Consider the following 26631-nt stretch of genomic DNA (forward strand, 5'->3'; position numbering starts at 1 on the left):
GGCTGTGAAGGATCCCTCCATCCGTAGATCCGTCGCTCTCTTCCGGGCGTTCATGCGCGAGCAGACCGACCCGGAACGGTGCTACACCCTGCTCGCCCACGACGCGGCCGAGCAGATCGAACGGCAGGTTCCGCTGCACGGCCGGCTGGTGGTGGACGTGGGCGGCGGACGCGGCCACTTCACCGAGGAGTTCCGGCGGCGCGGCGCGCAGAGCTTCCTCTTCGAGCCCGACCTGCGGGAACTGTGCGCGCGGGGCAGCGTTCCGGCGGGCTCGGTGGTCGCCGACGGGTATCTGCTGCCCCTGGCCGATGGCGTCGCCGACGTCTGCTTCTCCTCCAATGTGCTGGAGCACGTCGCCGACCCGCAGACGTTCCTTAGCGAGCTGGTCCGCGTCACCCGGCCGGGAGGGCTGGTCTATGTCTCGTTCACCAACTGGCTCTCCCCGTGGGGCGGTCACGAGTGGGCGCCCTGGCACTACTTCGGCGCGGACCGCGCCCGGGCCCGGTACCGGCGGCGGACCGGACGGGCCGCCAAGCACACCCTCGGCGAGAACCTCTTCGCGATCCACATCGGTCCCACCCTGCGGCAGGTACGGGCCAGGGACGACGTGAGCGTCGTATCGGCCCGCTCGCGGTACTGGCCGTTCCTCGCGGAGGCCGTGACCCGCGTCCCGGGTCTGCGCGAGATCGCCACCTGGAACCTCCTCCTCATCCTCCGGCGCCGCACAGAAACGGCGGCAGAAACGGCAGCAGCCATGAACAGCCCACTGGGAGGCACCCGTGGCTGAAACGACGTTGACCCTCCCGCCGGGCGGCCGGCCCGGTCAGCCCCGGCCCACCGCGGCGCCACCGGCCCCGCCGCCGGCCGGCCGGCCGCGCCGCAGATCGTGGCTGCTGGCCTTCTGGGCGGCTGTCTTCGTCGCGTTCCTCTCCGTGTCACCGGGCCGGATGACCTTCGAGACCAAGCTCGCAGTGGTCGCCGACCCGTGGCGGTTCATCGGCGACCTCGGGGAACTCTGGCAGAGCCGCGCCGGGTTCGGCGGGCTGTCCAACCAGTACGCCGGATACGCCTTCCCCACCCTCCCGTACTACGCGCTCACCGACCTCGCGCACATCCCGGTGTGGCTGGCCGAGCGTCTGTGGCTGTCGCTGATCGTGGCCACCGCGTTCTGGGGTGCCCTGCGGCTCGCCGAGCGGCTGGACATCGGCACCGCGCGAACCCGGCTGCTCGGCGCTGTCTGCTACGCGCTGTGGCCGACCTTCACCATCGTCGTCGGCTCCACATCGGCGGCCGCGCTGCCCGGCGCACTGCTGCCGTGGGTGCTGCTGCCGCTCACCGGCACCCGTACCGGTCCGCGCGTGGCGGCGGCCACGTCCGCGCTGCTGATCCCCTTCATGGGCGGCGTGAACGCCGCATCGACGCTCGCCTCGCTGCTGCCCGTCGGGCTCTATCTGCTCAGCCGCCCGGCCGGTCCCCGTAAGCGCGCCCTGATCGCCTGGTGGGTTCCCGGTGTCCTGCTCGCCACCGCCTGGTGGGTGATCCCGCTGCTGCTGCTCGGCGTGTACGGCGAGGACTTCATGCCGTACGTCGAGCAGGCCGACACCACCACCGGCACGATGTCCGCGACCGAACTGCTGCGCGGCGCCGGCAACTGGGTCGCGTACCTCCACTTCGGCGAAGCCTGGCTGCCCGCGGGCTGGACGGTGGCGACCGCGGCGGTCGCCATCCTCGGCTCGGCGTTCGCCGCCGCGCTGGGCCTCGCGGGGCTGGCCCGGCGCGATCTGCCGGAGCGCCGCTGGCTGCTGCTCACCGTACTCGCCGTGGTCCTCATCGCGCTGGCCGGATACGCCGGTTCCTTCGGCGCGCCCTTCCACGACACGGTCCGGGACTGGCTGAACGGGCCGCTGAAGCCCTTCCGGAGCATCTACAAGTTCCAGCCGGGACTCGCCCTCGCGCTCGCGTTCGGGCTGATGCACCTGGTGGCGGCGGCGGGGGTGAGCCGCGGGGCGCGGCCGCTCCCCGCGCGGCGCCACGCCCCCGTGATCGCCGCGCTACTCGTACTGCCCGGCCTGGCCTGGCCGTACGCCAACGGCACGATCCTGCAGCCAGGCGCGTTCAAGAAGCTGCCGAGCCAGTGGACGCAGGCCGCCGACTGGCTGGAGAAGAACGCGTCCGACAGCCGGGCCCTGGTCGTCCCCGCCACCGCCCACGGCCTCTACACCTGGGGCTCCCCCATCGACCAGCCCTTCGACGTGCTCGCCGACTCCCGCTGGGCGCAGCGCGACTTCGTGCCCTTCGGGACGCCTGGCTCGCGGCGTGCCATGGACGCGGTGGAGCAGGCGCTGATGAGCGGCACTGAAGTGCCGGGGCTGCGCGACTACTTGTCGCGCGCCGGGCTCTACCACGTCGTCGTACGCAACGACCTCGACCCGGACCAGATCGGGTACGTCCCGCCGATCACCGTGAAGCGGACCCTGGAGGCCTCCGGCTACCGGCGGGTCGCCGGATTCGACCCGGTGCTCACCGGCGGCCGCATCCCCAGCGGCACGCCGTTGCAGGTCCAGGGCATCTTCCCGCGGATGCAGGCCGTCGAGGTCTACCAGCCGGCAGGCGGCACCCGGCGCCCAGGCCCGGTCGGCCTGCAGGCGGTCGCCGATACCGCCGTGGTCAGCGGCGGGCCCGAGGCGCTGCTGCAACTGTCCACCGATCCGCGCCTGCGGGACCGGCCGACCGTGCTGACGGGGGACAACCATCCGGGGCTCGGCTCACCCGCGGCGCAGTACGTCGCGGACGGGCTGCGCCGAGCCGACACCCGGTTCGGACTGGTCAACAGCAACACCTCGTACACCTACACCGCCGGTGAACGGAACCACTCCGGGAGCCTGCAGGACCCGGGCGAGCAGCCGCGGCAGATCCTGCCGACGCAAGGGCCCGGCCACCAGACGACGGCTGTCCTGCGCGGTGCCGCCTCGGTGACCGCGTCCAGCAGTGGCAACTGGCTGTTCCACCTGCCGCAGTACGATCCGGTGAACGCCTTCGACGGCAACCCCCAGACCGCGTGGGCCGAGGGCAGTGCCAAAGACGCCGCGGGCCAGTGGCTGCGTATCGCCTTCTCCTCGCCCACCGACATTCCCGGCTCGCTGATGCTCACTCCGCTGCCCGGTGACGGGATGCGGGCCGCGCCCACGCTCGTACGGGTCGAGACCGACCAGGGCTCCGAGGACAGCCCGTTGCAGCCGAACGGAAACCCGCAGCCGGTCAAGGCGCCTGCCGGGCAGGCGAAATGGCTGAAGATCACCGTGCTCGCGGCGCAGTCCCCCAAGGCGGGGCTGGCCGGCGCGGGCCTCAGCGAGGTCTCGGTCCCCGGCGTCCAGGTGACGCGGCTGCTGCGGCTGCCCACCGACGCGCGTGACACCGACGCGCGGGCGGAGGTCTTCTCGCTGCACCGCGGCAGCGACCCGGGCGGGCTCTCGCCGGTCTCGGCCGAAGAGGGCCTGCACCGCAGGCTGAGCGTCGCCCGAGGCGGGGACTACGCCATCACGGCACAGGCGGTGCCGGTGCCGGGCGAGGCGCTGGACCGGCTCGTCACCGGCGCCGATCCGCGGCAGCGGCGGCAGATCACCGCGACCGCCGACTCCACCAGCCGGCTCGGGAACGGCCTCAGTCCGCGCAATCTCGTCGACGAGGACCTGACCACCGCGTGGATCGCGGGCGACCGGCCGGTCATCCATCTGCGCTGGACCGGCCGGAAGACGATCGACGAGATCGTCCTCGCGGCCGCGGGCGGACTCTCCACCCGGCCCGAGCAGATCCTGATCAGCACGCCGAACGGCGCGGTGACGGCGGCCGTCGACGAGAACGGCCTCGCCCGCTTCGAGCCGATCACCACGGACCGGCTGGACATCACCATCAGCCGGGCCGCGCCCCTGACCGTCCACAACCCCATCGCCGACAACCGGATGCAGCTGCCGGTCGGCCTCAGCGAGGTCTACGTTCCGGCACTCGCCGACCTGCGCACCCCGCCGCCCGCCCCGCACCTGACGTTCTCGGTGCCGTGCGGAGAGGGCCCGCAGGTGGCTGTCGACGGCACGCTGCACGCGACGAGCGCGTCGGGCACCGTGCGCGATCTGACCGAGCGCCGGCCCGTCGAGGTCACGCTCTGCCGGACCCCGGCGGGAACTCTCCCCCTGGGCCGCGGGCTGCACCAGGTGGAGGCGGGCGACGAAGGCCCCCTCGCCCTCACCGACATCACGCTGACCCGCGGTGAGGTCCGGCCGCCGGCCACCGAGCACCGGGAGGCCACCGCGGTCGACTGGCGCGGTGACCGACGGTCCGTCACCGTCGGGGCGGGCGAGGCGGGCTACCTCCAGATGTACGAGAACGCCAACGACGGCTGGAAAGCCACCCTGGACGGCGAGAAGCTGATCCCGTTGCGGATCGACGGCTGGCAACAGGCCTGGCTGATCCCCGCGGGCGCGGGCGGCACGGTGGAGCTCGTGTACGAACCCGTGGTGCTCTACGACGTGGGGCTGACCGGCGGCGCGGTGGGCGTGGCACTGCTGGCGGGTCTCGCCCTGGTACGCCGCCGGCCGGGCGCCCCGGCCGAGCCGCTGCCGGAACCGCCGGCACCCGGATGGGTACTGGGCTGCGCCGCCCTGACCCTCGTGGTCGCGGTCGTGGCGGGCCCCTTCGCGCTGATCGTGCCGGCGCTGGCGGTGGTGGCCCGCCTGCGGCACGCCCTGCTGGTGCCGATCGCCCTGCTGGCGATGGCGGGCGCCGGGACCGTGGCCGCGACGGGGGCGGGCGACCCGGTCTCCGCCGGCCGCGGCGCGTTCGCCCCGGCAGCCCAACTACTGGCCCTCACCGCCCTGTGCGCGGCCCTGGTCACGACGGACCGGCGGGTACGGGGCGGCACCCCGGCCCCATCGGCCGCCGCCCCGGATCCGGCGTCGCCAGGCGCCCCGGCCCCACCAGACCCACCGGCTCCACCGGGAACGCCGAAGGCACGGCAGGCACCGCGTCGTCCGGGCCGGCCGGGACCACCAGGCTCACCGACGGCACACGTGGCCCCAGACGCACCGAACACCCTGAAGACACCAGGCGCACGACAGGCACCAGAAGCACCAGCTCCACCAGGGTCGCAGGCGTCGCCGACGGCACACCTGGCCCTGGAGGCCTCAAGGACGACGTGGGCGCCGGAGACATCGCAGGCAGCGGGGGCGCCGTCGGCCGAGGGTCCTGCCGGGCGGGCCCGGCCCGGCACCGTGGTCCCCACGGATCCGCCTGGCGCGGGGCGGGCCCTGGGACCAGCACCGGGCGTGCGGTCGGCAGACGACGGGCCGGCGGCCGCGTTGGCCGGCGGGGCCGCCAGGGTGCCTCGGCCGGGTTCTGCAGCCGCCCCGGATCCGTCCGCCGCCGCGCCGGCCCAGTCACGGGAGGCCCCGTCCAGATGACCGCCCTGCATTCCGCCCGTCCCGGGCCGCCGGCCCAGCCCAGCCAGGGCCGGGTTCCGTTTCCGACCGTTGACGAGGTCTCCCGGCACTGTCTTCGGGAGAAGGAGCCCGAGACCGTACACATCGAGGTGCATCTGCCCCGCCAGCCGGATCCGGACCGGCTGCGGGCCGCGTTCGGCCAGGCCCTGCGCCGGCATCCGCGGATTCTGATGCGGGAGGCCCCCGGCCCCTGGTACCGGCGGCGCTACGAGTGGGAACTGACCGGCGCCCCGGACGTGGATCCGGTCCGCTTCCCGGAGCCCGGGCCCGGCGCGCTGGAGCGGGCCAGAGCCGGTGCGCTGGCGGAGGCCCCGCCGTTGTCCGCTTCCCCGCCCGTCCGGCTGGAGGTGGTGCGGCCGTCGTCGACCGACAGCGCGTGCGTGCTGCTGCTGACGCTCAACCACACCGCCCTGGACGGGCCCGCGTGTCTGCGCGTCCTGGCCACGGCCGCCGAGCTGTACGGCGGCGGCGCCGCCGTCCCCCCGGCGTCACCCGTACGGAATCCGGCCGTTACGGCGGGGCGCCTGCCCGGCGGGTCGCCACTGCCCGCCCCCGTAGGCGGGATGGCCCGTCCCGCCCGGGTGGCACCCGCGACCCCGGTCCCGGGGGCCGGCGGGAACGGCCTGCTGCTGGCCGACCTTCCGGTGCCCCGCCGGCCGGCCGGTGCCGGCTACACCGTCAACGATCAACTCCTCGTCGCCACCTGCCTGATGATCGCCCGCTGGAACCGGCTGCACGACGCCGCGCCCCGCCCGATGCGCATCACCATGCCCGTCGACGACCGGCCCCGCGGCGCCGAGATGCCCATCGGAAACGGCACCCGTCTGGTCGAGGTCGGATTCGGGGCGCGGGAATGCGCGCGGGAGCCCGGCCCCGAGGCGCTCGCCGCCCTGCTGCACCGCACCGCCGAGCGCACCCGCGCCCTGAAGTCCGCGCCCCGCCCCCAACTCGGCCACGCGGCCGCCCTCCTCACCGCCCCCGTCCTGCCGGTCGGGCTACGGGCCGCCCTGACCCGCGGCCTTCGGCGGGCAGCCGCTCCCTGGACCTCGACGACGCTGCTCAGCAATATCGGTCGCATCCCGTATCCGCTGGACTTCGCGGAGGCGGGCCGGGCGGAGGCCGTCTGGTTCTCGGCCCCCGCCCGGATGCCGCGCGGGCTGACCGTGACCACCGCCAGCACGGGAGGACGGCTGCATCTGGCGCTGCGCTGGTCGCGGGCGCTCCTCGACGACGCGGCCGGGCAGCGGCTGGGCGGCTTCTTCGCCGAGTATCTGGAGGCCATGGCGGCCCTGCCGGCCCCACCGGCCGCTTCAGGAGGTGACCGGCCATGACGGGAACCCTCCCAGCCGGCCTGCGCGAGTTCTACGAGAACCCGGCCGTCCCCGTCGCCTCCGGCGACGAGCGCAGCCGCCGCCAGGCACTCATGCTCGCCCGGGTCCTGACCCATATGCCCTCCCTCGTCGTGGACGTCGGCTGCGGCGACGGCTCCGCAGCGGCCACCGCGGGGCCCCTCCTCTCCGGTCACCGTGTCGTCGGCATCGACTGGTCCCAGGACGCCCTGCGCCGGGCCGCCACCCGGATGGACCATGTCGTACGGGGTGAACTGACGTCGGGTGGACTGCCGTTGACGGACGCGACCGCCGACGCCGTGCTCTTCAGCGAGGTGATCGAGCATCTGGTGGATCCCGACAGTGCCATGGACGAGCTGCGCCGGATCCTCAAGCCGGGCGGCCATTTGATGCTCTCCACCCCCAATCTGGCCGCCTGGTACAACCGCGTCCTGCTGTCCGCGGGGGTGCAGCCGGTGTTCTCTGAGGTCAGCCTGCGCGGCATCCACGGCAGGCCGGGGTCCCAGGTGGTGGGCCATCTGCGCCTGTTCACCGCCCGTGCGCTGCGGGGCTTCCTGACCGCTGCCGGATTCGAGGTGGTCACCCTGGCCGGCGCCCCGTTCCACGGTGTCCCCCGCCCACTGCGCCTGCTGGACCGGGCCGCCTGCGCCGCGCCATCCGTGGCCTCCATCCTCCTGGTGCACGCGAGGCGGGTGTAGGGCCGTGTGGTGGGGGGTGGTCTCGGCCCTGCTGGCCAATGTCTTCTACAGCACCGGTTTCGTACTCGAGAAGCGCGCACTGTCCGGCCTGCCGCGACTGAGCACCGGCCGGCCGGCCCGGGTCGTACGGCTGCTCATCGGCAGTCCCTTGTGGCTCGGCGGTTCCCTCGCGCTCGCCGCCGGCTTCGCGGCGCAGCTCGCCGTCTACCGCACCCTTCCCATCGCCGCCGCGCAGGGCATCTTCGTCTCCGGTCTCGTCCTGCTCCTGCTCCTCTCCTCGGTCGTGCTGGGTGAGCGCCCCAGTAGCCGCGAGCGGCGCGGCGTATTCATGATCACCGTCGCGCTGCTGATGGTCGTGGCCTCCCTCCGCGGCTCCGAAGCCGTCGGCGGGCACGCCTCGGCGAGCCGGGTCCTGCTGATCTGCCTGCCGGCGCTCGGGGCGGGACTGTGGCTGTACTGGGCCGTGGAACGCCGGGCCCGCCGCCGTCACCGGCTGCCGACCGCCGGCGTCGAATACGGCGTCGCCGTCGGCCTGTTGTACGGGGTCAGCTCGGTCGCCATCAAGGGGGTCTCCGGTCATCTGACGACCCATGGTGTCGGGGACGCGGTCTTCGCCCTGCTGAGGTCCCCGTATCCGTACATCCTGCTCTTCACCGGGGTCACCGGACTGGTGCTGTCCCAGACCGCGCTGCAGCGCTGCCGGGCATCTCTGATCGTGCCGGTGTGCACCACGGTGACCTGTCTGTTCACGGCCGCTCTCGGCACGTTCGCCTTCGGCGAGTCCCTGCCGGAGGACCCGCTGCGGCTCGCGCTGCGGCTCGGCGGCACCGCGCTCGCCGTCTCCGTCCTGCTGATTCTTCCCCGCCATGACGAAACCCCCGCTCCTGCTAAGGAACTGGCCCATGAAGCCTGACGACCCTCTGCTCCGGATCATCGCCTGCCCGATCGACAAGGGGCGGCTCATGCTGCTCCTGCCCGAGGAGGTCCTCTACAACCCGAGGCTGCACCGCCGCTACCCGATCATCGACGGGATCCCCCAACTGCTCCCGTCCTCCGGCGAACGGGTACCCGACGAGGAGCACGAGCAGATCCTCAAGCGGATCGCCCCATGACACTCGCGGCCAGGCTCGCCCCTCATCTGCCACCTCCGCTGATCGCCAGGTGCGCCGATCTGCTGTATCCGCGGTATGAGCCGGAGCTCCGCAGGCTGGCAGACTTCTGCCCGCCCGGTGGCACGGCCGTCGATGTCGGCGGCTGGTACGGCCCGTGGTCCCGGCGGCTGGCCCGACGGGCCGGCCGGGTGGTGGCCGTCGAGCCGGTTCCCATCTCGCCCGCCTGCTGGCCGCCACCACACCCGCCGATGTCGAGGTGGTGCACGCGGCGGCCACCGACCGCGACGGTGGCACGGCGCAGCTGTGGCTGCCACCGGGCGACCGCGGCAATCGCGGTGTCTCGTCGCTCGTCCGCAGGGACCTGCACGCCCGGTCGATTCCGGTGCCCTGTGTCCGGGTCGACAGTCTTGGTCTGCACGGCATCACCCTGATCAAGATCGATGTGGACGGAAGTGAACTGAATGTGCTGCGCGGCGCCGAGGAGACTCTCCTCGGTGACCGTCCCGCGCTGCTCATCCAGCTGGAGGCCCGGATCGGGCCGCTGGAAGCGGTACTGGACCTGCTCGCTCACCGCGGCTGCCGGGGCTGGGTGCTGCCGGGCCGCGACTGGCTGCCGCTGTCCGACTTCGACCTGTCGGGCCACCAGTCCCGCACCGCGCACGTCGCCGAACATGGACTGTTGCGCCGCAGCCTCACCCCGTTCCGGCGGCGGTACGTGAATTCGGTGCTCTTCCTCCACGGTTCCCGGCGCCCCGGCGGCGCGGAGGCAGCGGCTCCCGTACGAGGCCGGCATCGTTGACATAATCGGGGCGTGGCCAGACAGAACGCACGCCGGCGGACGGCGACCGCCCCCGACGCGCCCTGCCCCTGCGGGCTGGGCACGTCCTACGAGAGCTGCTGCGGCCGCTATCACTCCGGGCAGGCGAAGGCGCCCACCGCCGAACTGCTCATGCGCTCGCGCTTCAGCGCGTTCGCCGTCGGCGACGTCCCGTACCTGCGGCAGACCTGGCACCCCACGACCAGGCCGTCCCGCCTACAGCTCGACCCGGAGCAGCGGTGGGTGCGGCTGGAGATCCTCACCGCGTTGGACGGCGGGCTGTTCGACAGCGAGGGAGCGGTGGAGTTCCGCGCCCACTTCCAGGAAGGCGCGCACTCCGGATCGCTGCACGAGCAGAGCCGCTTCGTCCGTGAGGGCGGCAACTGGCTCTACGTCGGCCCCCTGTCTCCCGTCGTGGTGGAGTAGGACCCCTGCCCCGCTTCGCCCGCCCTGGCGTTCCCCGGACGCGGGGCGGGTCGGGCCCCGCGCGCGTCGTCCATGGCGAGAGCGACGCTGATCCGGTGCCAGAGCAGCTCGTCCGGATCGTCCGCGTAGAGCAGCCGCGCCGAGACCGCTTGAGCGGCGGGCGAGTCGGGGACGCCCGGTTCGGGCGCCGGGGCGAGCCGCTGAAGGTAGGCGCGTTCGTATGGATCCTCGATCACCTCCGCGAGCTGCACCGGGTCGAGTACGCAGGCCAGCGCCGCCGCCCGCACCCAGGGATCGGCGGTCTGCCGCAGCAGCAGCCCGACCCGGCGGCCGCGCCAGTTGCGCGGCCGGTGATCCTCCCCCGCGTCGAGTGCTGCGCGCGTCCTCGGCGTACAGCGCCCGGTGAGCAGCTGCGGCTCCCGGGCCGCGAACTCCGCGAGCTCATGGGCGAGGTAGAGCCAGACGACCGCCCGGTAGCGGTTGATCCGGTAGGAGACCGGGCTCACCAGTCCGCAGCGGGCGAGTCGCGTCATGCGGTGCGGGCTGATGCCGAGCAGTTGAGCCCCTTCCGCCGTACCGACGGTCCTGACCCTGCTGCGCAGCGACTCGGGGAAGCCCTCCATCCCCCGCAGCCGCTCGATCTCCTCCCGGCAAACGGCCTTCCGCCGGCCGCGCGGCCCTTCCCCTCCCGCTTCCGGACTGGTCCGGACAACGCCCAGCCGCACACCCAACGCGAACTCGCTCCGGCTCAGGCCGAGTTCGCGAGCAGCCCGGTCCGGGCCCAGCAGCTGTCCCACAGCGTCGGTTGGTACTTCGGTTGGTACTTCGGTTGGTACTTCCGCTCGTACTGCCATTTGTACGTCCATGGCGGTCCCTCCCCCGTGAGGCACGGTTACTCTCTGTGAAAACCGTAGCCCAGTGCGGAGATTCCCGTCGGTGCCTGTGGATAACTCTCAGTCGCGCCCGAACTGCCTCACGGCGACGCCCAGATGTTCACCGACCCGGTTCACGAGCAGGGTCATCTCGTAGGCGACCTGGCCGATGTCCGCCTCAGCCGTACTCAGTACACACAGACAGCTGCCGTCGCCCGCCGCCGTGACGAACAGGACTCCCTCGTCGAACTCGACCATGGTCTGCCGGACCTTGCCCGCCCCGAAGTGGCGTCCCGATCCCTTGGCGAGACTGTGCAACCCTGACGACACCGCGGCCAGATGCTCCGCGTCCTCCCGCTCGAGTCCCGTACTCGCGCCGGTCACCAGGCCGTCGTTGGAGAGCACCAGCGCATGCCGTACATGCTCGACGCGCCGTGTCAGATCGTCCAGCAGCCAGTCCAGCCCCTGTTGCAGTGCCATCTCCCGGTCCTCCCCGTTGGTCACTCACTCGTTCCCCGCGAACCGCGACGTGCCCGGCAAGCCTTCACCACCACCGCGCCGCAGGCAAGGAAGATGTGTCCATGGCGAAAATGATGACCCAGGACGAATGGCGCGCCTTCGTCTCGCACTCCACCCGCACCGGCAAGCTCTCCACCGTCCGGGCCGACGGCAGCCCGCACATCGCCCCCGTCTGGTTTGTGCTCGACGGAGACGACCTGGTCTTCAACACCGGTAAGAACACCGTCAAGGGGCGCAATCTCGCCCGGGACGAACGGCTCGCGCTGTGCGTCGACGACGACACCCCGCCGTTCGCGTATGTCGTGATCCACGGGCGCGCCGAACTCATCGAGGACCTCGACCAGGTAAGCCACTGGGCCGCTCGCATCGGCGCCCGCTACATGGGCGAGGACCGCGCAGAGGAGTTCGGGGCGCGCAACGGCGTGCCGGGTCAACTCGTCGTACGCGTAAGGATCGAGAAAGTGGTCGCCGAGGCCGGCGTCGCCGACTAGGCCTGGACAGGGGCTAGCCTGTCGGCTGTCCGACCGAGTCCAGCAGCCGCGCGGTGTGGATCCGGCCGGCGTACTCGACCAGCCGCACCAGCACCTCCTTCCCCGAGTCGCGGTCGCGCGCGTCGCACAGGACGACCGGCGTGCCGCGTTCGAGGTCGAGGGCGCGCGATACCTCGTGCGCGCCGTACGTCCGCGCTCCCGCGAAGCAGTTGACCGCCACCACGAACGGGATGTCCCGGTGCTCGAAGTAGTCCACCGCGGGGAAGCAGTCCTCGAGCCGCCGGGTGTCCGCCAGGACGACCGCGCCCAGCGCGCCCTGGGACAGCTCGTCCCACAGGAACCAGAAACGGTCCTGTCCGGGCGTGCCGAACAGGTACAGCGACAGTCCGGACCTGATGGTGATGCGTCCGAAGTCCATGGCGACGGTCGTGGTGGTCTTGTGGTCGACGCCTCCCGTGTCGTCCACCAACTCACCCGCCTCGCTGAGCTGTTCCTCGGTACGCAGCGGCCGGATCTCGCTCACCGCGCCCACGAGCGTGGTCTTGCCCACCCCGAAGCCGCCCGCGACCAGTATTTTCAGCGCAAGGGCGGCCATGTCGCCGCCAGTGCCGTCAGAGCGCTCGGAGCCCATCGATCACTTCTCTCAGGATCTTTTCGTCAGGGAGCTGTGCGGGTGGTACGGGCCGGCTGACCTTCACGTAACCGGCTTCCAGCAGATCGCCCAGCAGCACCCGCACCACGCCCACCGGCAGATCGGCGTCGGCGGCGAGTTCGGCGACCGACTGGGTCTCCGACCGGCAGAGTGCGAGCAGTGCCCGGTGTTCGGGCCCGAGCAGCGACTCGGCCGCCTTGTCGGCCGCGTTGTCGTCGACGACCACCAGCGCGATCAGGTCGAAGCGCACGTTGCTGGGCCCCGGCTTGGTCCGGCCGCCCGTCATCGCGTAGGGGCGTACGAGCGGACCGGCCTCGGCGTCGTACCACTGGCTGCCCGGCTGCTGCGGGCCGGAGTCCCTCCCCTCGGTCATGGACGTCACCCGGCTGCGGGCGGCCGGGCGGTGAAGCGCGGCGGGGTGTAGAGGTGCTCGCCTACCCGTTTGACCAGCCGGGCCATCTCGTACGCGATGAGGCCGATGTCCGCGGTCACCGCGCTCAGTACGGCGAGGCAGGAGCCGTCGCCCGCGGCGGCGACGAACAGGAAGCCGTCGTCCATCTCGACCATCGTCTGGCGTACGCTCCCGGCGTGGAAATGCCGTCCCGCACCCTTGGCGAGGCTGTGGAAACCGGAGGCCACGGCCGCCAGATGTTCCGCGTCCTCGCGGGTCAGCCCGCTCGACGCGCCCACGGCGAGGCCGTCGTTGGACAGCACCACCGCGTGCCGGACCTCTCCGACGCGTACGACCAGGTCGTCCAGCAGCCAGTCGAGTTCCCCGGACCGCTGGGCGGTTTCCATCCTCTGGTGCTCGATCATGTCTGTTCTCCTTCGCTGCCACGAGCGCTGCCACGAGCCCAGCCGTTGCGGTAGGCCGCCATACGGTCCCTGGCTTGTTCCGGGGTGCGCCGCCCTGCGTCCTCGCCGTCCGGGTCCTGGCCGGCGGCCTCCGCGTCGGGTGCGGGAGCCTCGCGCAACTGCGGGACGAGGCTGGCCTGCCGGACCCTGCGCGGGAGTTCGGTCACCGCGCCAGGGGCGTCCGGCGCGGGCGCCCCGCGCAGCCGTAGCGCGGTGACGCCGGGGGGTGTCGGGTCGGGCGTGGGCGCCGGGGCCGTGGCCGCGCTCCCCGCGGAGTCGGCGGACGGTCCCGGGGAGGAGTGCGTCGCCTGCGTCCCGGCGACGCCGGCCAGCGCGGGCCGGGACGCCGGCGCCGGCACGGCCGTACTCCCGTTGCGCGCCGGCCGCGGCCCGGGGATCGCCGCGGAGCCGTGCCGCTCCGGCCGGTCCTCGCGCTCCTCGGCCTGCTGCCGGGGCTCCTCGGCGGACCCGGCCCGCGAGCCCGTGGGGAGGGCGCTCTGCATCAGCGCGGTGGGCAGCAGGACGACCGCGGTGGTGCCCCCGTACGGCGAGGTGCGCAGATGGACCTTGATGTCGTGCCGGGCCGAGAGCCTGCTGACCACGAAAAGGCCGAGCCGGTCGCTGTCGAACAGGTCGAGGGCTTCCGACTGCTCGATCCGCCGGTTGGCATCGGCCAGCGTCTCCTTGCCCATGCCGAGCCCGCGGTCCTCGATCTCCAGCGCGTAGCCGTTGCCGACGGGTTCGCCGCTCACGCGCACTCTGGTGTGGGGCGGGGAGAACTGTGCGGCGTTCTCGACGAGTTCGGCGAGGAGGTGCGTGAGGTCGGCGACCGCGGCTCCGGCGACCGCGGCTTCCGGCAGCTGCCGGACCTCGACGCGGGCGTAGTCCTCGATCTCCGACACCGCGGCACGGACGACGTTCGTCAGCGGTACGGGCATCCGCCACGCCCGCCCGGGCGCGGCACCGGACAGGATGATCAGGCTCTCCGCGTGCCGGCGCATACGGGTGGTGAGGTGGTCGAGCCGGAACAGGTCGCCGAGTTCGCCGGGGTCGTCGGCCCGCCGCTCCATGGCATCGAGCAGGTTGAGCTGGCGGTGCACCAGGACCTGGCTGCGCCGGGCGAGGTTGACGAAGACGCCGGATATCCCGCTGGCGAGTTCGGCGCGTTCCACGGCGGCGCTGAGGGCGGCCCGGTGCACGGTCGTGAGTGCCTCCCCGACCTGCGTGATCTCGTCCTCCGCCGGGGCCCCGGGCGGGGTTTCGGCCCGTACGTCGATCTCTTCGCCCGCGCGCAGCCTGCGCATGGCGTGCGGCAGCTTCCGGTGGGCGATCTCCAGGGCGCTGTTGCGCAGGGTGACCAGTTCGACGACGAGTCCGCGGCCGATCCGCACGGAGATGACCAGGGACGCGGCGACCGCTCCGAGCCCCAGCAGCACGGCGGCGCCGGCCGGGCTGAGGACCCCGCGGGTCAGCGGGTCGGAGCGGTCGGCCGCCGTCCGGTGCGCCGCCGTCTCGATCGCGCGCAGTGCCGTGCCGACGGCGGTGTACGACTCGTCCCACGCGGTCGCGGGCACCGCATCGGCCGCCTTCCGCCCGGGCGGGGCGGCGAGCACCTTGTCCTCGGCGGCGCGCAGTTTTCCGTACGCGCTCCCGGTGGACAGCGCGCGCCACGCGGCGCGCTGGGCGTCGGGGAGGTCGGCGACGGCGGATTCGGTGAGGGCCCGCCGGGTTTCGACGGCTCCGGTGAACTGGCGCAGCCGGTCGCCGCTGAGACTCCGGCTCAACTGGGCGGCGGACAGCAGGGCGTCCTCGCGGGCCAGCATCTCGCCGGCCCGGCCGAACTCCAGCAGCACGCGTGCGTCCGAGCCGAGTTCGGCGTCCTGGATACCGGAGAGCGCGCCGCCGACGGCGAAGGCCGAGCCGATGGCTTTGGTGTACGCGGCATAGGTCGCGTCCCAGCCGGCGCGCCGGTCCGTCACGTTCTTCCGTACGCCCTGGAGCCTCTCGGCGCCGGCCACGAACTCCTCGAGCCGGTCGGCGACGCCGGCCGGCAGGTCGCCCGCGTCGGCGACGGTGTGCCGGTCGCCGAGCCGCAGTTTCGCGACCGCGCGGTCGGTCTGCCCCGCCTGCTGGTCGAGTGCGGCGGCCCGTGCCGCGTCGGGTACGGCCAGGTAGCGGACGGCTGCCCGCCGTTCGGCCTGGAGTTCGGCGACGGCCGACGCGACGGGGCTGCGGACCTCGTCGTCGACGCGCTGAAGCTGCTGGAGCCGGGCGACGTCCTGGGCGGTGCTGACGGTGGCGAACGCCCAGAGGGCGAGCAGGGAGACCACGGGCACCATCAGCAGCGAGACGATCTTGGCGCGTACGGTGCGCGGGCGCAGCCGCCAGCCCCGTGACGGCACGGGACTCGGGGCGCCGGTCGGCCCGTTCGTACGCGCGGTCAGCTGCTCCTGCGCCGCGTGTTCGTCGGCCGGCGGGCCGGCGTGCGCCCGGCGTCCGCGCGCCGGGGGCGCGGGCAGCGGCGCAGCCTCGGCGCCCAGTGTCCTGCGGGGTGTTCGCATGGCCTCCTCGTTCCGGATGACAGGGGCGGTTGGTGCCCCAGGGCTGCGGCCTGGGAGCTGAAGCCACTGGGTGGCTCGGTGGCTCAGTGGGCGGCGGCGCTCTCGCCGAGCCGCTGCGCCGACGCGGACGCCTCGCGCTCGCCCGCGGTCGGGGAGAGGGCGACAAAGGCGGACGTGAGGAAGAGGTACGACCCGAGGCCAACGGCAAGGGGGAAGACGAACTGCATCGCCGTGGCCCCGGGCAGCTCCCCGTCCGACGGGCTGACCTGCACACTCACCGCGATCATCCCGGTGTAGTGCATGCTGCTGACCGCCGCTCCCATGACGAGCGAGGCGACGGCCACCGCGAGGGGCGACTTGATGTTGAGGGCCGCCCACAGGGCGGCGGTGGCGGCAACCACGGCGATGACGACGGAGAGCACGACGCGCACCGGGTCGTAGGCGATGTCGCCGTGCAGCCGCAGCGCCGCCATGCCGAGGTAGTGCATGCTCGCCACGCCCAGCCCGGTGGTGAGGCCGCCGAGCACCAGCGCCCTGACCCGGTCCCGGCCGTAGCCGACGGCGAAGACTCCGCCGCCGACGACGACCATGGCGACGAGGAGGCTGAGGATGGTCAGCGGCACGCTGTAGTGGATCTCGGTTCCGCTGACGCTGAAGCCGAGCATGGCGACGAAGTGCATCGTCCAGATGCCGGTGCCGATCGCCGAGGCGGCCGTGATCAGCCAGTTGCAGCGCGACCGTCCGCTCGCGCTCAGTGCGCGTACGGTGCAGCGCAGGCCGAGGGCGGCGCCGATGGAGGCCATCGCGTACGACAGCACGGGGGTCAGCCAGCCGAAGGCTGCGTGGTCCAGGTGTCCCATGGCCCAGGGACGCTAGTCCGGGTGGGGGCGCGAACAGGGGGCGCATTTCGAAAGCTGATGGAATATGACAGAGATACGTTCTCGAACGATCACACCGAGTTCGAACATGCGCACCGAACGTAAGGTGTAGTCCTTGAGGGATCATGAGCGCATGAGCGACGACCACACCCACGTCCAGGAGTTCTTCGGAACGCGCGCCGCCGACTGGGACACTCGGTTCCCCGACGACGGCCCGGCATACGCCGCCGCCGTCGCCGAACTGGGGCTCCGTCCCGGGGACTGCGTACTCGACGCGGGATGCGGCACCGGCCGCGCCCTGCCCGCCCTGCGCGAGGCCGTCGGCCCGCGGGGCACGGCGCTCGGAGCCGACCTGACGACCGCGATGCTGGCGGCAGCGGTACAGGCCGGACGGGACCGCAGCGCGCGGCTGCTGCTCGCGGACGTCGCGCGGCTGCCGCTGCGCGCGCGGTCACTCGACGCCGTCTTCGCGGCGGGACTGATCGCGCATCTGCCGGAACCGGCCGCGAACCTGAGGGAGTTGGCCCGGGTGGTACGGCCGGGCGGCGTGCTGGCGCTGTTCCACCCCATCGGGCGGGCCGCCCTGGCCGCACGCCAGGGCCGCCGGATCACCCCCGACGACCTGCGCGCCGAGCCCAACCTCCGCCCGCTGCTGGCCGGTTCGGGCTGGCAGCTGACCTCGTACGCCGACGAGGACGCCCGCTTCCTCGCGCTGGCGGTACGTCAGGACTGACCGGCGCCGCCCCCGCGCGCCCCGCTCACTCGGGCGTAGTGCGGCACGCTGCGCGGTGGCAGCAGCCGTACGGCACGCGCGCGCAGGCGCAACGCGCCCCGGACCGCCGCGCGCGCGGCCGGCCGCGGGGTTTCGTACCGGAACGCAGTCAGCAGGGAGTCGTCAAGCAGCGCCAGGCTCGCACCGCGCAGCACCGGCGCGAGCGGGCGCGGATACCAGGAACCCATCAGGTCCACGGTCGCGTCGGAGACCTTGCGCCCGCCCTCGTCCCAGGCGAAGTGGGCGTCCTCGTAGTCGTCCAGGAGGCGCTCGAACTCCTCGTACGACTGGGTGGTGTGGTGCCGTACGAGGTACAAGACGTTGACGGTCAACCGATCGAGCCTGTACGGCAGTACCTGCGTGACTTCGTCGCCCAGGGGCCGCCGTGCCGGTAGCGTACGCAGCTACGCGTACGACCTGTTGCGGTGGTGGCGGTGCCTTCGGGTTCTCGACGTCGAGTGGGACAAGGTGACCTCGGCGGAAGTGCGCGAGTTCGTGCTGTGGCTGCAACGCACACGAAGCCGCGCCAGACTCCGAGGAAAAAGTCCGCCGCGACCGCAGCAATGGCTCTGCCAAGATTTCCGTGAAGCAGGCAGGTGCTTCTGTGCGCCGGTGACGCTCCGTCACCCGGGTCGCAATACTCGCTCCTGCCAGCCTGATAGCGCCGGCACGGCGAGGCCGGCGCAGACCGCGCTGCGGTGGATCATCCAGCAGCCGGGCGTGACCACGGTGATCCCGGGCGCTCGCTCCCCGGAGCAGGCCCGCGTGAATGCGGCGGCCGCGGCGATGCCGCCGCTGCCGGGCGGGACGCTGGAGGCCGTGCGCGACCTGTACGACCGGCGCATCCGGGGGCAGGTCCACCACCGCTGGTAGCCGACGCCAGCCGGAGTGAAGCCGGTCATGAGGCCGTCGATGCAGTGAAGCTTTGTGGTCGACGGGCTGGCGGCCACGAGCAGGAGACGCCTCCGGAGTAGTCGGAAGCCGGCCCGGCCCGCCTTGCCGCTTGATCGCCTTGATGTCCGTGACCCTGCCCACGATCCCGGAGCTCCAGGGGGTGCTGAGGCCCTGGATGACGGCCGGGAGGTCGTTGCGGAGGTTACGGGCGAAGTTGCGGAGTGAGGGAACCCGGCGTCGTCGGCCGCGGCGATCCAGCCGGGGAACTGTTCGCTGTCCAGCCTCGTCATGATCTGCGCGAAGCCGCGGACGTGCCCGGCGGCGTCGGTGAGTTCGGGGCAGTGGTCCAGGACGCGTTTGAGCTTGAGGTCCTCGTCGCTGGTCAGGCTGTCGGGGTGGCGGGTGAGCCAGGTGGTGACCTGGCGGACGGTGCTGTCTCAGGGAACTGGGCCAGCGGGCTGGCCAGCGCCCGCAGGGGTTCCAGCCAGCGGCGGACGCTGCGGGCGCTGCCGAGGTAACCGAGCTGCTGGAGTTCGCGGAAGAGCCGTCCGCTGTCGGTACAGCCCTCGTTCCACCGCTGGTTGAGGTAGGCAACGTACACAGACAGAGCCCGTCGGCCGAGGCGGGGCGCGGTCAGCATCTCCTCCACGGTGGCCGCGTGCGCGTAACGGCGCACGGTCTTGCGGTCCAGGCCGAGCCGGTCGGCGATCCGTCCGACACCGACGCCCTTGTCCCACAAGGCGTGCACGTCGGCGTACCGTTTACGGACCGCCGCGGCCCGCGCGCCCTTGCCCGGCACCGCGTCGGCGGGCGCATCCGGGGCGGGCTCGGGGTCGCCGGCCGAGGCGGCCAGGCAAGGACGGTGCGCGGCCACGCCCTTCTCGACCGCCTCGCACAGGTTCTTCCAGACATGCCAGCGATCCGCTGTCTGGATCGCGTCGGGTGCGGCGGCCTGGGCGGCCGAGGCGTAGGAGCCGGCCCGGTCGCGGCAGATGATCTCGATGCCGGGATGCCCGCGCAGCCACGCGGCGACGGTGCCGGCCTCGCGGTCTTCGAGCACGTCAACGGGCTCACCGGTCTCGCAGTCTCCCATAGACGTGACCCCGTTTCAGGGCGAATTCGTCAATGCCGAGTACCCGAGGCGTCCTCGTCGACGGGTCGGGCAGACGCATGAGCAGGCGGAGGATCGTGGTGCGGCTGACCGGCACGGGCAGCAGACCGGCCAGCCGGGCACCGGGCCGTCCGGCCAGCACGACACTGATCGCCTCCAGCAATCGCTCCAGCAGCGGTGTCCGGCGCCCGTAGCGCACGGTCAGACCCTCCACCTGCTCGGCGGACACGGCACCGGCACCGTCGCGGCCGTCCTGGTCACGATCCGTAACAGGTCACCCTCGGGCACCACGCACTCCACCAGCACCCGCCCAGGTGCGGCAACACCGTCTTCAGCAGCTCCTCACACAGAGCGAGTATTGCGACCCGAGTGACGGAGCGTCACCGGCGCACAGAAGGATCTGCCTGCTTCACGGAAATCTTGGCAGAGCCAAATCAATGACCTCAGCGGGTCAGTACGTGTCCCCGTCATACGTGGCCAGCTCCGCCGGAGTCGGTCGCTCGAAGTAGCTGAGCGCGTCGTCGAGTCCGGCGTCGGTGATGTGGAAAGTCCCGCTGGGCAAGTCGGCGTTGCGGCCGGCGAGGCGGCGCCGCAACTCGTCCAGTGGTGGATCAACGACACACAACACCACCCGGGCACCCAACGACCGGGCTCGGGAGTGGTAGTGATCACGTTCTTCACGCGTCCAGAGCCCCCAGTCGAGCACCACGATCTGAAGGACGCGTTCAGCAACGCTCCACTGGACACGTTCCACGGGATCACGCATGGCGTCCAGCGCGTCTCCGCGGACAGCTTCGGGTGAAGCTCATGGAGCCACTCATCAGCGGTCGAGTGGGACGAGTCGAAACAGATGAGAGAACTCGTCTCACGGTGTCCGCGAGGGCCTCGGTCAGGTGCCGACGTAGGCCGCGAGGTGCTCGCCGGTGAGGGTGGAGCGGGCGGCGACGAGGTCGGCGGGTGTGCCCTCGAAGACGATCCGGCCGCCGTCGTGGCCGGCGCCGGGGCCGAGGTCGATGATCCAGTCGGCGTGCGCCATGACCGCCTGGTGGTGCTCGACGACGATGACCGACTTGCCGGAGTCGACGAGCCGGTCGAGCAGGCCGAGCAGCTGCTCGACGTCGGCGAGGTGGAGGCCGGTGGTCGGCTCGTCGAGGACGTAGACGCCGCCCTTCTCGGCCATGTGGGTAGCCAGCTTGAGCCGCTGCCGCTCGCCGCCGGACAGGGTGGTGAGCGGCTGGCCGAGGCTGAGGTAGCCGAGTCCGACGTCGGCGAGCCGGTCGAGGATGCGGTGCGCGGCCATGGGGTATCCCCTGCTCGAAGAGCTTGGGGAAGTGCTCGCCTCGCCGGCGCCGAAGAACTCCTCGGCCTCGGTCACCGACATCGCGAGCACCTCGCTGATGTCGCGGCCGCCGAGGTGGTAGTCAAGGACCGACGCCTGGAACCGCTTCCCCTCGCACTCCTCGCAGGTGGTGGCGACGCCGGCCATCATCGCCAGGTCGGTGTAGATGACGCCGGCGCCGTTGCAGTTGGGGCAGGCGCCCTCGGAGTTGGCGCTGAACAGCGCCGGCTTCACGCCGTTGGCCTTCGCGAACGCCTTGCGGATCGGGTCGAGCAGTCCGGTGTACGTCGCCGGGTTGCTCCGCCGCGAGCCGCGGATCGCGCCCTGGTCGATCGACACCACACCCGCGCCGGCGGCCCCCGACTGTTGTGGCAGTGACCCGTGCACGAGCGAGCTCTTGCCGGAGCCGGCGACGCCGGTGACGACGGCAAGCACCCCGAGCGGGATGTCGACGTCGACGGCCTGCAGGTTGTGCGTCGTCGCGCCGCGGATCTCCAGCGTGCCGGTGGGCGTCCGGACCGTCTCCTTGAAGGAGGCCCGGTCGTCGAAATGGCGGCCGGTGATGGTGCCGCCGGCCCGCAGCCCGTCGACGGTGCCCTCGAAGCAGACGGTGCCGCCCGCCGTACCGGCGCCGGGGCCGAGGTCGACGACGTGGTCGGCGATCGCGATCGTCTCCGGCTTGTGCTCCACGACGAGCACCGTGTTGCCCTTGTCCCGCAGCCGCAGCAGCAGGTCGTTCATCCGCTGGATGTCATGGGGGTGCAGGCCAATGGTGGGCTCGTCGAAGACGTAGGTGACGTCGGTGAGCGAGGAGCCGAGGTGGCGGATCATCTTGACGCGCTGCGCCTCGCCGCCCGACAGCGTGCCCGACGGCCGGTCGAGCGAGAGGTAGCCAAGGCCGATCTTTACGAACGACTCGAGGGTCTGCTGCAGCGTGGCGAGCAGCGGCGCCACCGAAGGCTCGTCGAGGCCGCGGACCCATTCGCCCAGGTCGCTGATCTGCATCGCGCAGGCGTCGGCGATGTTGATCTTGCCGATCCGCGACGACCGGGCCGCCTCGCTGAGCCGGGTGCCGCCGCACTCGGGACAGGCGGTGAAGGTGACGGCCCGGTCCACGAATGCCCGGATGTGCGGCTGCAGCGCCTCCTTGTCCTTGGACAGGAACGACTTCTGGACCTTGGGGATCAGCCCCTCGTAGGTGAGGTTCACACCCTCGACCTTCACCTTGGTCGGCTCCCGGTAGAGGAAGTCGTGCATCTCCTTCTTGGTGAACTTGCGGATCGGCTTGTTCGGGTCGAGGAAGCCCGACTCGGCGTAGGTCCGCACGGTCCACCAGCTGTCCGACTTCCAGCCGGGGATGGTGAACGCGCCCTCGGCGATCGACTTGGAGTCGTCGTAGAGCTGGGTGAGGTCGATGTCGGAGACCGTGCCCCGGCCTTCGCAGCGCGGACACATGCCGCCGGTACGGGAGAAGGTCGCCTTCACGGCCTTGGTGCCGGCACCGCGCTCGACGGTGATCGCACCACTCGCCCGGACCGAGGGAACGTTGAAGGCGAAGGCGCCCGGCGAGCCGATGTGCGGCTGCCCGAGCCGGCTGAAGAGGATGCGCAGCATCGCGTTGGCGTCGGTGGCGGTGCCGACCGTGGAGCGGGGGTCGGCACCCATCCGCTGCTGGTCGACGATGATCGCGGTCGTCAGCCCGTCGAGCACGTCGACCTCGGGCCGCGCCAGCGTCGGCATGAAGCCCTGCACGAAGGCGCTGTACGTCTCGTTGATCAGCCGCTGCGACTCCGCGGCGATCGTGTCGAACACCAGCGAACTCTTGCCCGAGCCGGAGACGCCGGTGAACACCGTCAGCCGGCGCTTCGGGATCTCGACGCTGACGTCCTTGAGGTTGTTCACGCGCGCGCCGAGCACGCGGATCAGTTCGTGGCTGTCGGCAGCGTGCAGCGCAGGCGACTGCGTGTCCGTCCTCTTGGCCTTGCTCATCGTGTCTCCATCTGGTGGGGCGGGGCCGCCTTCGCGGTCTCCGTCGGCGTCGCCTGGCTCGATTCTTGACCAGCTTCGAGCAGTACGTCTGGTTATCGTTCGTCGGCGCGGTCGCGGCAACGGTCCACTGTCTACCTGATCGGCGGTGTCGGCCAGGTGGCGCAAGAACCAAGGCATCCACGCCGCTTCGGCCCGTGGCGCCTCTGTGCCCCGGCCACGCGGCGCGCCCGGCCGAGGCGTCAGACCAACCAGCGGCCGTCGCGCATCAGCTCGCGGTCGGGCATCTCGTTCGCCTCGCGCCAAGCCTGGATGCGACGCGGGGAGATGCGGAACCAGCGGTACGGCGTGGCCGGCGCACGCGGGTCGAAGCCGGTGCGCGCGACAAACCGGTCACCCCGCTCCTGCGGCAGCGCGTCGATCTCGAGGACCTCGACTTCGGGAGCGGGGGTCGGCACTCATCGGTCGTGAAGCAGCTCGGGGACGTTGCCATCGGGGTCGGTGACGGTGGCCACCGGGCGGCCGCCACCGGCGTCGTGCGCGGGCCCTTCACGGTGCCGTCTGTGCAGGTCATGGCTGCGATCGCCGGACGGCTCAGCGCTTCTCCTGGATGCGGATCAGGTTGCCCGCGGGATCGCGGAAGGCGCAGTCGCGAACGCCGTACGGCTGCTCGGTCGGCTCCTGGACGACCTCGGCGCCGCTGGCCTGTAGCCGCTCGAAGGTGCCGTCGAGGCCCTTGGTGGCCAGGAGGATGATGGCGTAGGTGCCCTTGGCCATCATCTCGGCGATGGTGCGGCGCTCGTCGTCGGTGATGCCGGGGTCGGCGGCCGGCGGATGCAGGACGATGGACGTGCCGGGCTGGTCGGCAGGGCCGACGGTGATCCAGCGCATCCCGTCGTATCCGACGTCGTTGCGGACCTCGAAGCCGAGGGTGTCGCGATAGAAGGCCAGGGATGCGTCCGGGTCGTCGTGCGGGAGGAAGCTCGCGTGAATGGTGATGTCCATGGCAGTCACGCTAGTTGCGGCTCGGTGCCGGCGCTTCTCGATTCCTGATCGGTCTGGTCACCTGTTTCGCCACGCACGACGGCATCCCCGCCGTCGCGCTCGCGGCGCGGCGCCGGTAGGTGCTCGGCGGCATACCGACCAGGTCGGTGAAGCGACTGCTGAAGGTGCCCAGCGACGAGCAGCCGACCGCGAAACAGACTTCGGTGACGCTGAGGTCGCCACGACGCAGCAGCGCCATCGCGCGCTCGATGCGCCGCGTCATAAGGTAGCCGTACGGCGACTCGCCGTAGGCGCGCCGGAACTCGCGGCTGAGGTGCCCGGCCGACATGTGCGCGCCGCGGGCGAGCGCCTCGACGTCCAGCGGCTGCGCGTACTCCCGGTCGATCCGGTCGCGGACGCGGCGCAGCAGCGCCAGGTCGCGCAGGTGCTGCGCCGAGGTGGGTCTGCTGGTCACATGCCAGATCGTACGTCGTGCCGGAGCTGCCTCGCGCCGCTGGCGTCCGACCCCACTCCGTGTCCGCTCGGGCGAGGCCTCAACGCGCGACTCGTCCCACCTCAACATGTCTCAGCAGCGGTCAGGCGCAGTGCCGACTGCTCTTGTTCCAAGCGTCTGGCCAGGGTCGTCTTACCGGATCCAGGCAGACCACAGGTGATGAAGAGAGTCGACATGCGCGGACCCTGGCCGCCGCCGTGATCATGAGCGAGGGAATTACGAACCGGGCTCCGCGACGCTCATGCATCGCCACCACGCCTTAGTCCGGAAAAGCAAGTCGTCGTTGCTGATGCCGTAGCCGCGGTGCATCTGGTTGATCCGGCGGATGGCGGTACGGCCGTCCTCGCCTCGAAGCCCTGCTCCACTACGCCGTCGAGGAGCAGCGCTGTGTCGTCGTACCGCTTCTGGGGGCGGTCCGTGAACTCGGCGCTCTCCGCGAGCAGCCGTCCGATGCTGTGCACGGCGTAGGTGCGGCAGAGGGCCGGTTCAAGTGCGCGGGTGAAGTCCCAGGGGAACTCTTACGTCGCGGGGAGCCGGTAGATGGTGAGGAAGTCCCGCTCCGGATCGAGCCGCAGGATCTCCTTCAGCCGGTCGAAGCGCTTCACCGCTTCGTCCCCTTCTGTCGAGGGAGGTCCAACTCTACGTTGAGGGGGAACACTTGAAAGATCAGCTGATCGCACTACTGAGGGGGCAGGTGGTCGGGGTGATCGAGAAGATCCGGCAGTTCCTCGTACGGGACAGGGGCACCGGCGGCGCGAAGCGGCCGGCGGTGGCGCGCCCCGCCGTGCAGCGGCACAACCTGTTCGAGGCGGCGGCGACCTATGTGTCGGCGTGCGCCGAGGACGACCAGGACGGCATCGAGGAGGCGGCGGCCTGGGTGTCGCCGGAGGCCCTGTCGTTCGGCATCAGTGAGCTGGCGTGCCGGGCCGTCATCGCCCTGGCGCGGGAGCGCGACGAATCGCCGCAGACCGTGGCGCGTACCCTCCTCGGCCTGCCCGCTGCCTGACGTCTGTGCCCGTCACGTCGTAGCGGGTGAGCGCCTCGGACGAGCGGATACCGGTCCGCGCCGCGTACGAGAGCCGTTCGCGGACCTCGCGCGGGGTGCGGGGCCGGTAGCCGGGCCGCCGCCGCAGCAGCCATGGGGGAACCGCAGCCCGGCCTGCAGGACGGCGGTGAGCGCCCGCCAGGCTGCCGTGTCGCGGCGCTTGGGCGCGGCGAAGGCGGAGCCCGCGTTGAGCAGCGGCCCGCCGCACTGCGGGCAGACGTCCTGGCGGACCCCTGCGAAGTCGGCCGGCTTCTTGAAGGAGGCGCGGCACGGCAGGCGGACGAAGTGGGACTTGGCTGCGGGCATGGACAAGATCGTAGGCGGGGCGGCGCAGCCGGGCCGGATGATTTTCGGACCGCCTGCTCTCGACGGCCGGGTTACCGACTGGTTAGGGTGCGCCGACGACAAGCGATCGGGAGGATGCCGTGGCCGGGACGGACGACATCGGCGGCAGCGGCGACGACAGCGACGCCGATGACTCGCTGTATGTGCTGACCGCTGTGCTGCTGACCCCGGCGCAGTTCCCGAGCGTGCTCGGTGACGACTTTCCCGAGGCGTGTGCGGCGCTCGGCCTGGAGGCGTACGAAGGCGGTTACGGCCTGGTGCTCGGCCAGGACAGCGACGGTGCCCGCTGGACCGTGGTGATCGACGACGTGTCGCTCGTCGCGGTGGCCATCGCGTCCTGGGACTGCGGCATGGAGTACGACCTGTCGCCGGACGAGCGCACGGTCGTCGTCTCGCTGGCCGGCTGGCCGCTGGCGGTCGCTGTGGCGGCGCCCGGGCTGCCGGCCCCGCACGACCCGGAGCCCGGGGCGGACGGCACGGGCCGGCCGCCGCTGGCGCCGCCTTCCGCCGAGGAGTGGGGTCCGGCGCAGAGGCGGCTCGGCGCCGACGAGATCGCGCTCCAGTGGGCCGCCTGGCGAGAGCAGTTCGACGACGCGGACGCCGTCCCGGCGGCGGAGAACGCCACCGCCGGTAAGCCGAGCCACGCGGGCGTGCGCCGAGTCCTCGAAGAGGCGCACGGCTACACGGACACCCCGCCGCCGCTCGGGCGCGTCCGCTCGGCCTTCGCCTCGGGCGGTGCCCGTACGCTGCGCGCCGACGGCCCCGGGTGGTCCATGGTGGCCAGGACGGACGACATCGCGTTCATCCTGCTGGACGACGAGCCCGGCGAGGTACTGCCGGTGGGCCGCGGCCCGGCGCTGCCCGGCCTCCTGGAAGCCCTGGACAAGGTCGCGGTCCGCCCCGCCTGAGCGGCGCGGGC

Annotated in this window: 26 protein-coding genes and 5 pseudogenes; 13 read left to right on the forward strand and 18 right to left on the reverse strand. The window is 72.1% G+C overall.

Going from position 1 to position 26631, the window contains the following annotated elements:
- The first annotated feature begins 4 nt into the window (after window positions 1-4).
- The 8 genes and pseudogenes from NLX86_RS11790 (at window position 5) to NLX86_RS11825 (ending at window position 9894) form a co-directional block, all read left to right on the forward strand.
- Window positions 5-787, forward strand: coding sequence for a class I SAM-dependent methyltransferase (locus NLX86_RS11790; protein WP_254371588.1), 783 nt, complete (start codon window positions 5-7; stop codon window positions 785-787).
- Window positions 780-5453 carry an alpha-(1->3)-arabinofuranosyltransferase family protein gene (locus tag NLX86_RS11795; protein ID WP_374213865.1) on the forward strand — a complete coding sequence of 1558 codons (4674 nt, stop codon included), beginning with the start codon at window positions 780-782 and terminating at the stop codon, window positions 5451-5453. The genes NLX86_RS11790 and NLX86_RS11795 overlap by 8 nt, the downstream gene beginning before the upstream one ends.
- Complete coding sequence (locus NLX86_RS11800) at window positions 5450-6823, forward strand: condensation protein (RefSeq protein ID WP_254371589.1); 1374 nt, start codon at window positions 5450-5452, stop codon at window positions 6821-6823. Before NLX86_RS11795 ends, NLX86_RS11800 begins: the two co-directional genes overlap by 4 nt.
- The gene (locus NLX86_RS11805) at window positions 6820-7539 is read left to right on the forward strand and encodes a bifunctional 2-polyprenyl-6-hydroxyphenol methylase/3-demethylubiquinol 3-O-methyltransferase UbiG (protein WP_254371590.1); all 720 of its coding nucleotides are present in this window, start codon (window positions 6820-6822) and stop codon (window positions 7537-7539) included. Before NLX86_RS11800 ends, NLX86_RS11805 begins: the two co-directional genes overlap by 4 nt.
- A gap of 4 nt (window positions 7540-7543) precedes the next feature.
- Window positions 7544-8452 (forward strand): DMT family transporter, encoded by a 909-nt coding sequence (locus NLX86_RS11810; protein ID WP_254371591.1) that lies wholly within the window; start codon window positions 7544-7546, stop codon window positions 8450-8452.
- The gene (locus tag NLX86_RS11815; protein ID WP_254371592.1) at window positions 8442-8651 is read left to right on the forward strand and encodes a Trm112 family protein; all 210 of its coding nucleotides are present in this window, start codon (window positions 8442-8444) and stop codon (window positions 8649-8651) included. Before NLX86_RS11810 ends, NLX86_RS11815 begins: the two co-directional genes overlap by 11 nt.
- A pseudogene (locus tag NLX86_RS11820) lies at window positions 8648-9450 on the forward strand (FkbM family methyltransferase). The gene NLX86_RS11815 and the pseudogene NLX86_RS11820 overlap by 4 nt, the downstream one beginning before the upstream one ends.
- 12 nt (window positions 9451-9462) lie before the next feature.
- Window positions 9463-9894, forward strand: coding sequence for a YchJ family protein (locus tag NLX86_RS11825; RefSeq protein ID WP_254371593.1), 432 nt, complete (start codon window positions 9463-9465; stop codon window positions 9892-9894).
- Here the strand turns inward: NLX86_RS11825 and NLX86_RS11830 are convergent.
- Together NLX86_RS11830 and NLX86_RS11835 are read right to left on the reverse strand one after the other, a co-directional pair.
- Complete coding sequence (locus tag NLX86_RS11830; protein WP_254371594.1) at window positions 9858-10691, reverse strand: DUF6397 family protein; 834 nt, start codon at window positions 10689-10691, stop codon at window positions 9858-9860. The genes NLX86_RS11825 and NLX86_RS11830 overlap by 37 nt on opposite strands.
- Before the next feature lie 156 nt (window positions 10692-10847).
- Complete coding sequence (locus tag NLX86_RS11835) at window positions 10848-11246, reverse strand: roadblock/LC7 domain-containing protein (RefSeq protein WP_254371595.1); 399 nt, start codon at window positions 11244-11246, stop codon at window positions 10848-10850.
- A gap of 101 nt (window positions 11247-11347) precedes the next feature.
- Between NLX86_RS11835 and NLX86_RS11840 the strand changes: the two genes are divergently transcribed.
- Window positions 11348-11776: a PPOX class F420-dependent oxidoreductase gene (locus tag NLX86_RS11840; RefSeq protein ID WP_254371596.1), complete on the forward strand. Its 429-nt coding sequence runs from the start codon at window positions 11348-11350 to the stop codon at window positions 11774-11776.
- A gap of 13 nt (window positions 11777-11789) precedes the next feature.
- Here the strand turns inward: NLX86_RS11840 and NLX86_RS11845 are convergent, their stop codons facing one another.
- The 5 genes from NLX86_RS11845 to NLX86_RS11865 all read right to left on the reverse strand — a co-directional run bounded on the left by NLX86_RS11845 (window position 11790) and on the right by NLX86_RS11865 (window position 16704).
- Complete coding sequence (locus NLX86_RS11845; protein WP_254371597.1) at window positions 11790-12407, reverse strand: ATP/GTP-binding protein; 618 nt, start codon at window positions 12405-12407, stop codon at window positions 11790-11792.
- Window positions 12388-12801: a DUF742 domain-containing protein gene (locus tag NLX86_RS11850; RefSeq protein WP_254371598.1), complete on the reverse strand. Its 414-nt coding sequence runs from the start codon at window positions 12799-12801 to the stop codon at window positions 12388-12390. Before NLX86_RS11850 ends, NLX86_RS11845 begins: the two co-directional genes overlap by 20 nt.
- A 5-nt stretch (window positions 12802-12806) precedes the next feature.
- Entirely contained in the window at window positions 12807-13244 is a 438-nt protein-coding gene (locus NLX86_RS11855; RefSeq protein ID WP_254371599.1) for a roadblock/LC7 domain-containing protein, read from the reverse strand.
- Entirely contained in the window at window positions 13241-15844 is a 2604-nt protein-coding gene (locus NLX86_RS11860) for a nitrate- and nitrite sensing domain-containing protein (protein ID WP_254371600.1), read from the reverse strand. The genes NLX86_RS11855 and NLX86_RS11860 overlap by 4 nt, the downstream gene beginning before the upstream one ends.
- A gap of 83 nt (window positions 15845-15927) precedes the next feature.
- Window positions 15928-16704, reverse strand: coding sequence for an MHYT domain-containing protein (locus tag NLX86_RS11865; RefSeq protein WP_254371601.1), 777 nt, complete (start codon window positions 16702-16704; stop codon window positions 15928-15930).
- Between the two features lie 151 nt (window positions 16705-16855).
- On the opposite strand from NLX86_RS11865, the gene NLX86_RS11870 reads away from it, so the two are divergent.
- Window positions 16856-17455: a class I SAM-dependent methyltransferase gene (locus tag NLX86_RS11870; protein WP_254371602.1), complete on the forward strand. Its 600-nt coding sequence runs from the start codon at window positions 16856-16858 to the stop codon at window positions 17453-17455.
- Window positions 17456-17484: 29 nt separating this feature from the next.
- Here NLX86_RS11870 and NLX86_RS11875 read toward each other — a convergent pair.
- A pseudogene (locus NLX86_RS11875) lies at window positions 17485-17784 on the reverse strand (oxygenase MpaB family protein); the annotation flags it as partial.
- Between the two features lie 382 nt (window positions 17785-18166).
- Between NLX86_RS11875 and NLX86_RS11885 the strand changes: the two are divergent.
- A pseudogene (locus NLX86_RS11885) lies at window positions 18167-18367 on the forward strand (aldo/keto reductase); the annotation flags it as partial.
- A gap of 403 nt (window positions 18368-18770) precedes the next feature.
- On the opposite strand, the gene NLX86_RS11890 reads toward NLX86_RS11885, so the two are convergent.
- From NLX86_RS11890 to NLX86_RS11925, 9 genes and pseudogenes are all read right to left on the reverse strand, one after another.
- Window positions 18771-19481 carry a transposase gene (locus tag NLX86_RS11890; protein WP_254371603.1) on the reverse strand — a complete coding sequence of 237 codons (711 nt, stop codon included), beginning with the start codon at window positions 19479-19481 and terminating at the stop codon, window positions 18771-18773.
- Window positions 19459-19728, reverse strand: a complete 270-nt coding sequence (locus tag NLX86_RS11895; protein WP_254371604.1) for a hypothetical protein — start codon at window positions 19726-19728, stop codon at window positions 19459-19461. Before NLX86_RS11895 ends, NLX86_RS11890 begins: the two co-directional genes overlap by 23 nt.
- A gap of 222 nt (window positions 19729-19950) precedes the next feature.
- On the reverse strand, window positions 19951-20265 hold the full coding sequence (locus NLX86_RS11900) for an AAA family ATPase (protein ID WP_254371605.1): 315 nt from the start codon (window positions 20263-20265) through the stop codon (window positions 19951-19953).
- Window positions 20266-20388: 123 nt separating this feature from the next.
- Entirely contained in the window at window positions 20389-22827 is a 2439-nt protein-coding gene (locus tag NLX86_RS11905) for an excinuclease ABC subunit UvrA (RefSeq protein ID WP_254371606.1), read from the reverse strand.
- 239 nt (window positions 22828-23066) lie between these two features.
- Window positions 23067-23261, reverse strand: a pseudogene (locus tag NLX86_RS11910) (pyridoxamine 5'-phosphate oxidase family protein); the annotation flags it as partial.
- 157 nt (window positions 23262-23418) lie between these two features.
- Complete coding sequence (locus NLX86_RS11915; RefSeq protein ID WP_254371607.1) at window positions 23419-23829, reverse strand: VOC family protein; 411 nt, start codon at window positions 23827-23829, stop codon at window positions 23419-23421.
- Between the two features lie 10 nt (window positions 23830-23839).
- Window positions 23840-24283, reverse strand: a complete 444-nt coding sequence (locus NLX86_RS11920; RefSeq protein ID WP_254371608.1) for a helix-turn-helix transcriptional regulator — start codon at window positions 24281-24283, stop codon at window positions 23840-23842.
- Between the two features lie 101 nt (window positions 24284-24384).
- On the reverse strand, window positions 24385-24498 hold the full coding sequence (locus tag NLX86_RS34415) for an AAA family ATPase (RefSeq protein ID WP_302061230.1): 114 nt from the start codon (window positions 24496-24498) through the stop codon (window positions 24385-24387).
- 91 nt (window positions 24499-24589) lie between these two features.
- A pseudogene (locus NLX86_RS11925) lies at window positions 24590-24927 on the reverse strand (DUF2236 domain-containing protein); the annotation flags it as partial.
- A gap of 164 nt (window positions 24928-25091) precedes the next feature.
- Here NLX86_RS11925 and NLX86_RS11930 point away from each other — a divergent pair.
- Window positions 25092-25328: a hypothetical protein gene (locus tag NLX86_RS11930; RefSeq protein ID WP_254371670.1), complete on the forward strand. Its 237-nt coding sequence runs from the start codon at window positions 25092-25094 to the stop codon at window positions 25326-25328.
- Window positions 25329-25340: 12 nt separating this feature from the next.
- Here the strand turns inward: NLX86_RS11930 and NLX86_RS11935 are convergent, their stop codons facing one another.
- Window positions 25341-25673 carry a zf-TFIIB domain-containing protein gene (locus NLX86_RS11935; protein ID WP_308409577.1) on the reverse strand — a complete coding sequence of 111 codons (333 nt, stop codon included), beginning with the start codon at window positions 25671-25673 and terminating at the stop codon, window positions 25341-25343.
- Between the two features lie 119 nt (window positions 25674-25792).
- On the opposite strand from NLX86_RS11935, the gene NLX86_RS11940 reads away from it, so the two are divergent.
- Window positions 25793-26620 (forward strand): hypothetical protein, encoded by an 828-nt coding sequence (locus NLX86_RS11940; protein ID WP_254371609.1) that lies wholly within the window; start codon window positions 25793-25795, stop codon window positions 26618-26620.
- The last annotated feature ends 11 nt before the right edge of the window (window positions 26621-26631 follow it).

The organism is Streptomyces sp. A3M-1-3, from assembly GCF_024213665.1.
Classification (GTDB): domain Bacteria; phylum Actinomycetota; class Actinomycetes; order Streptomycetales; family Streptomycetaceae; genus Streptomyces.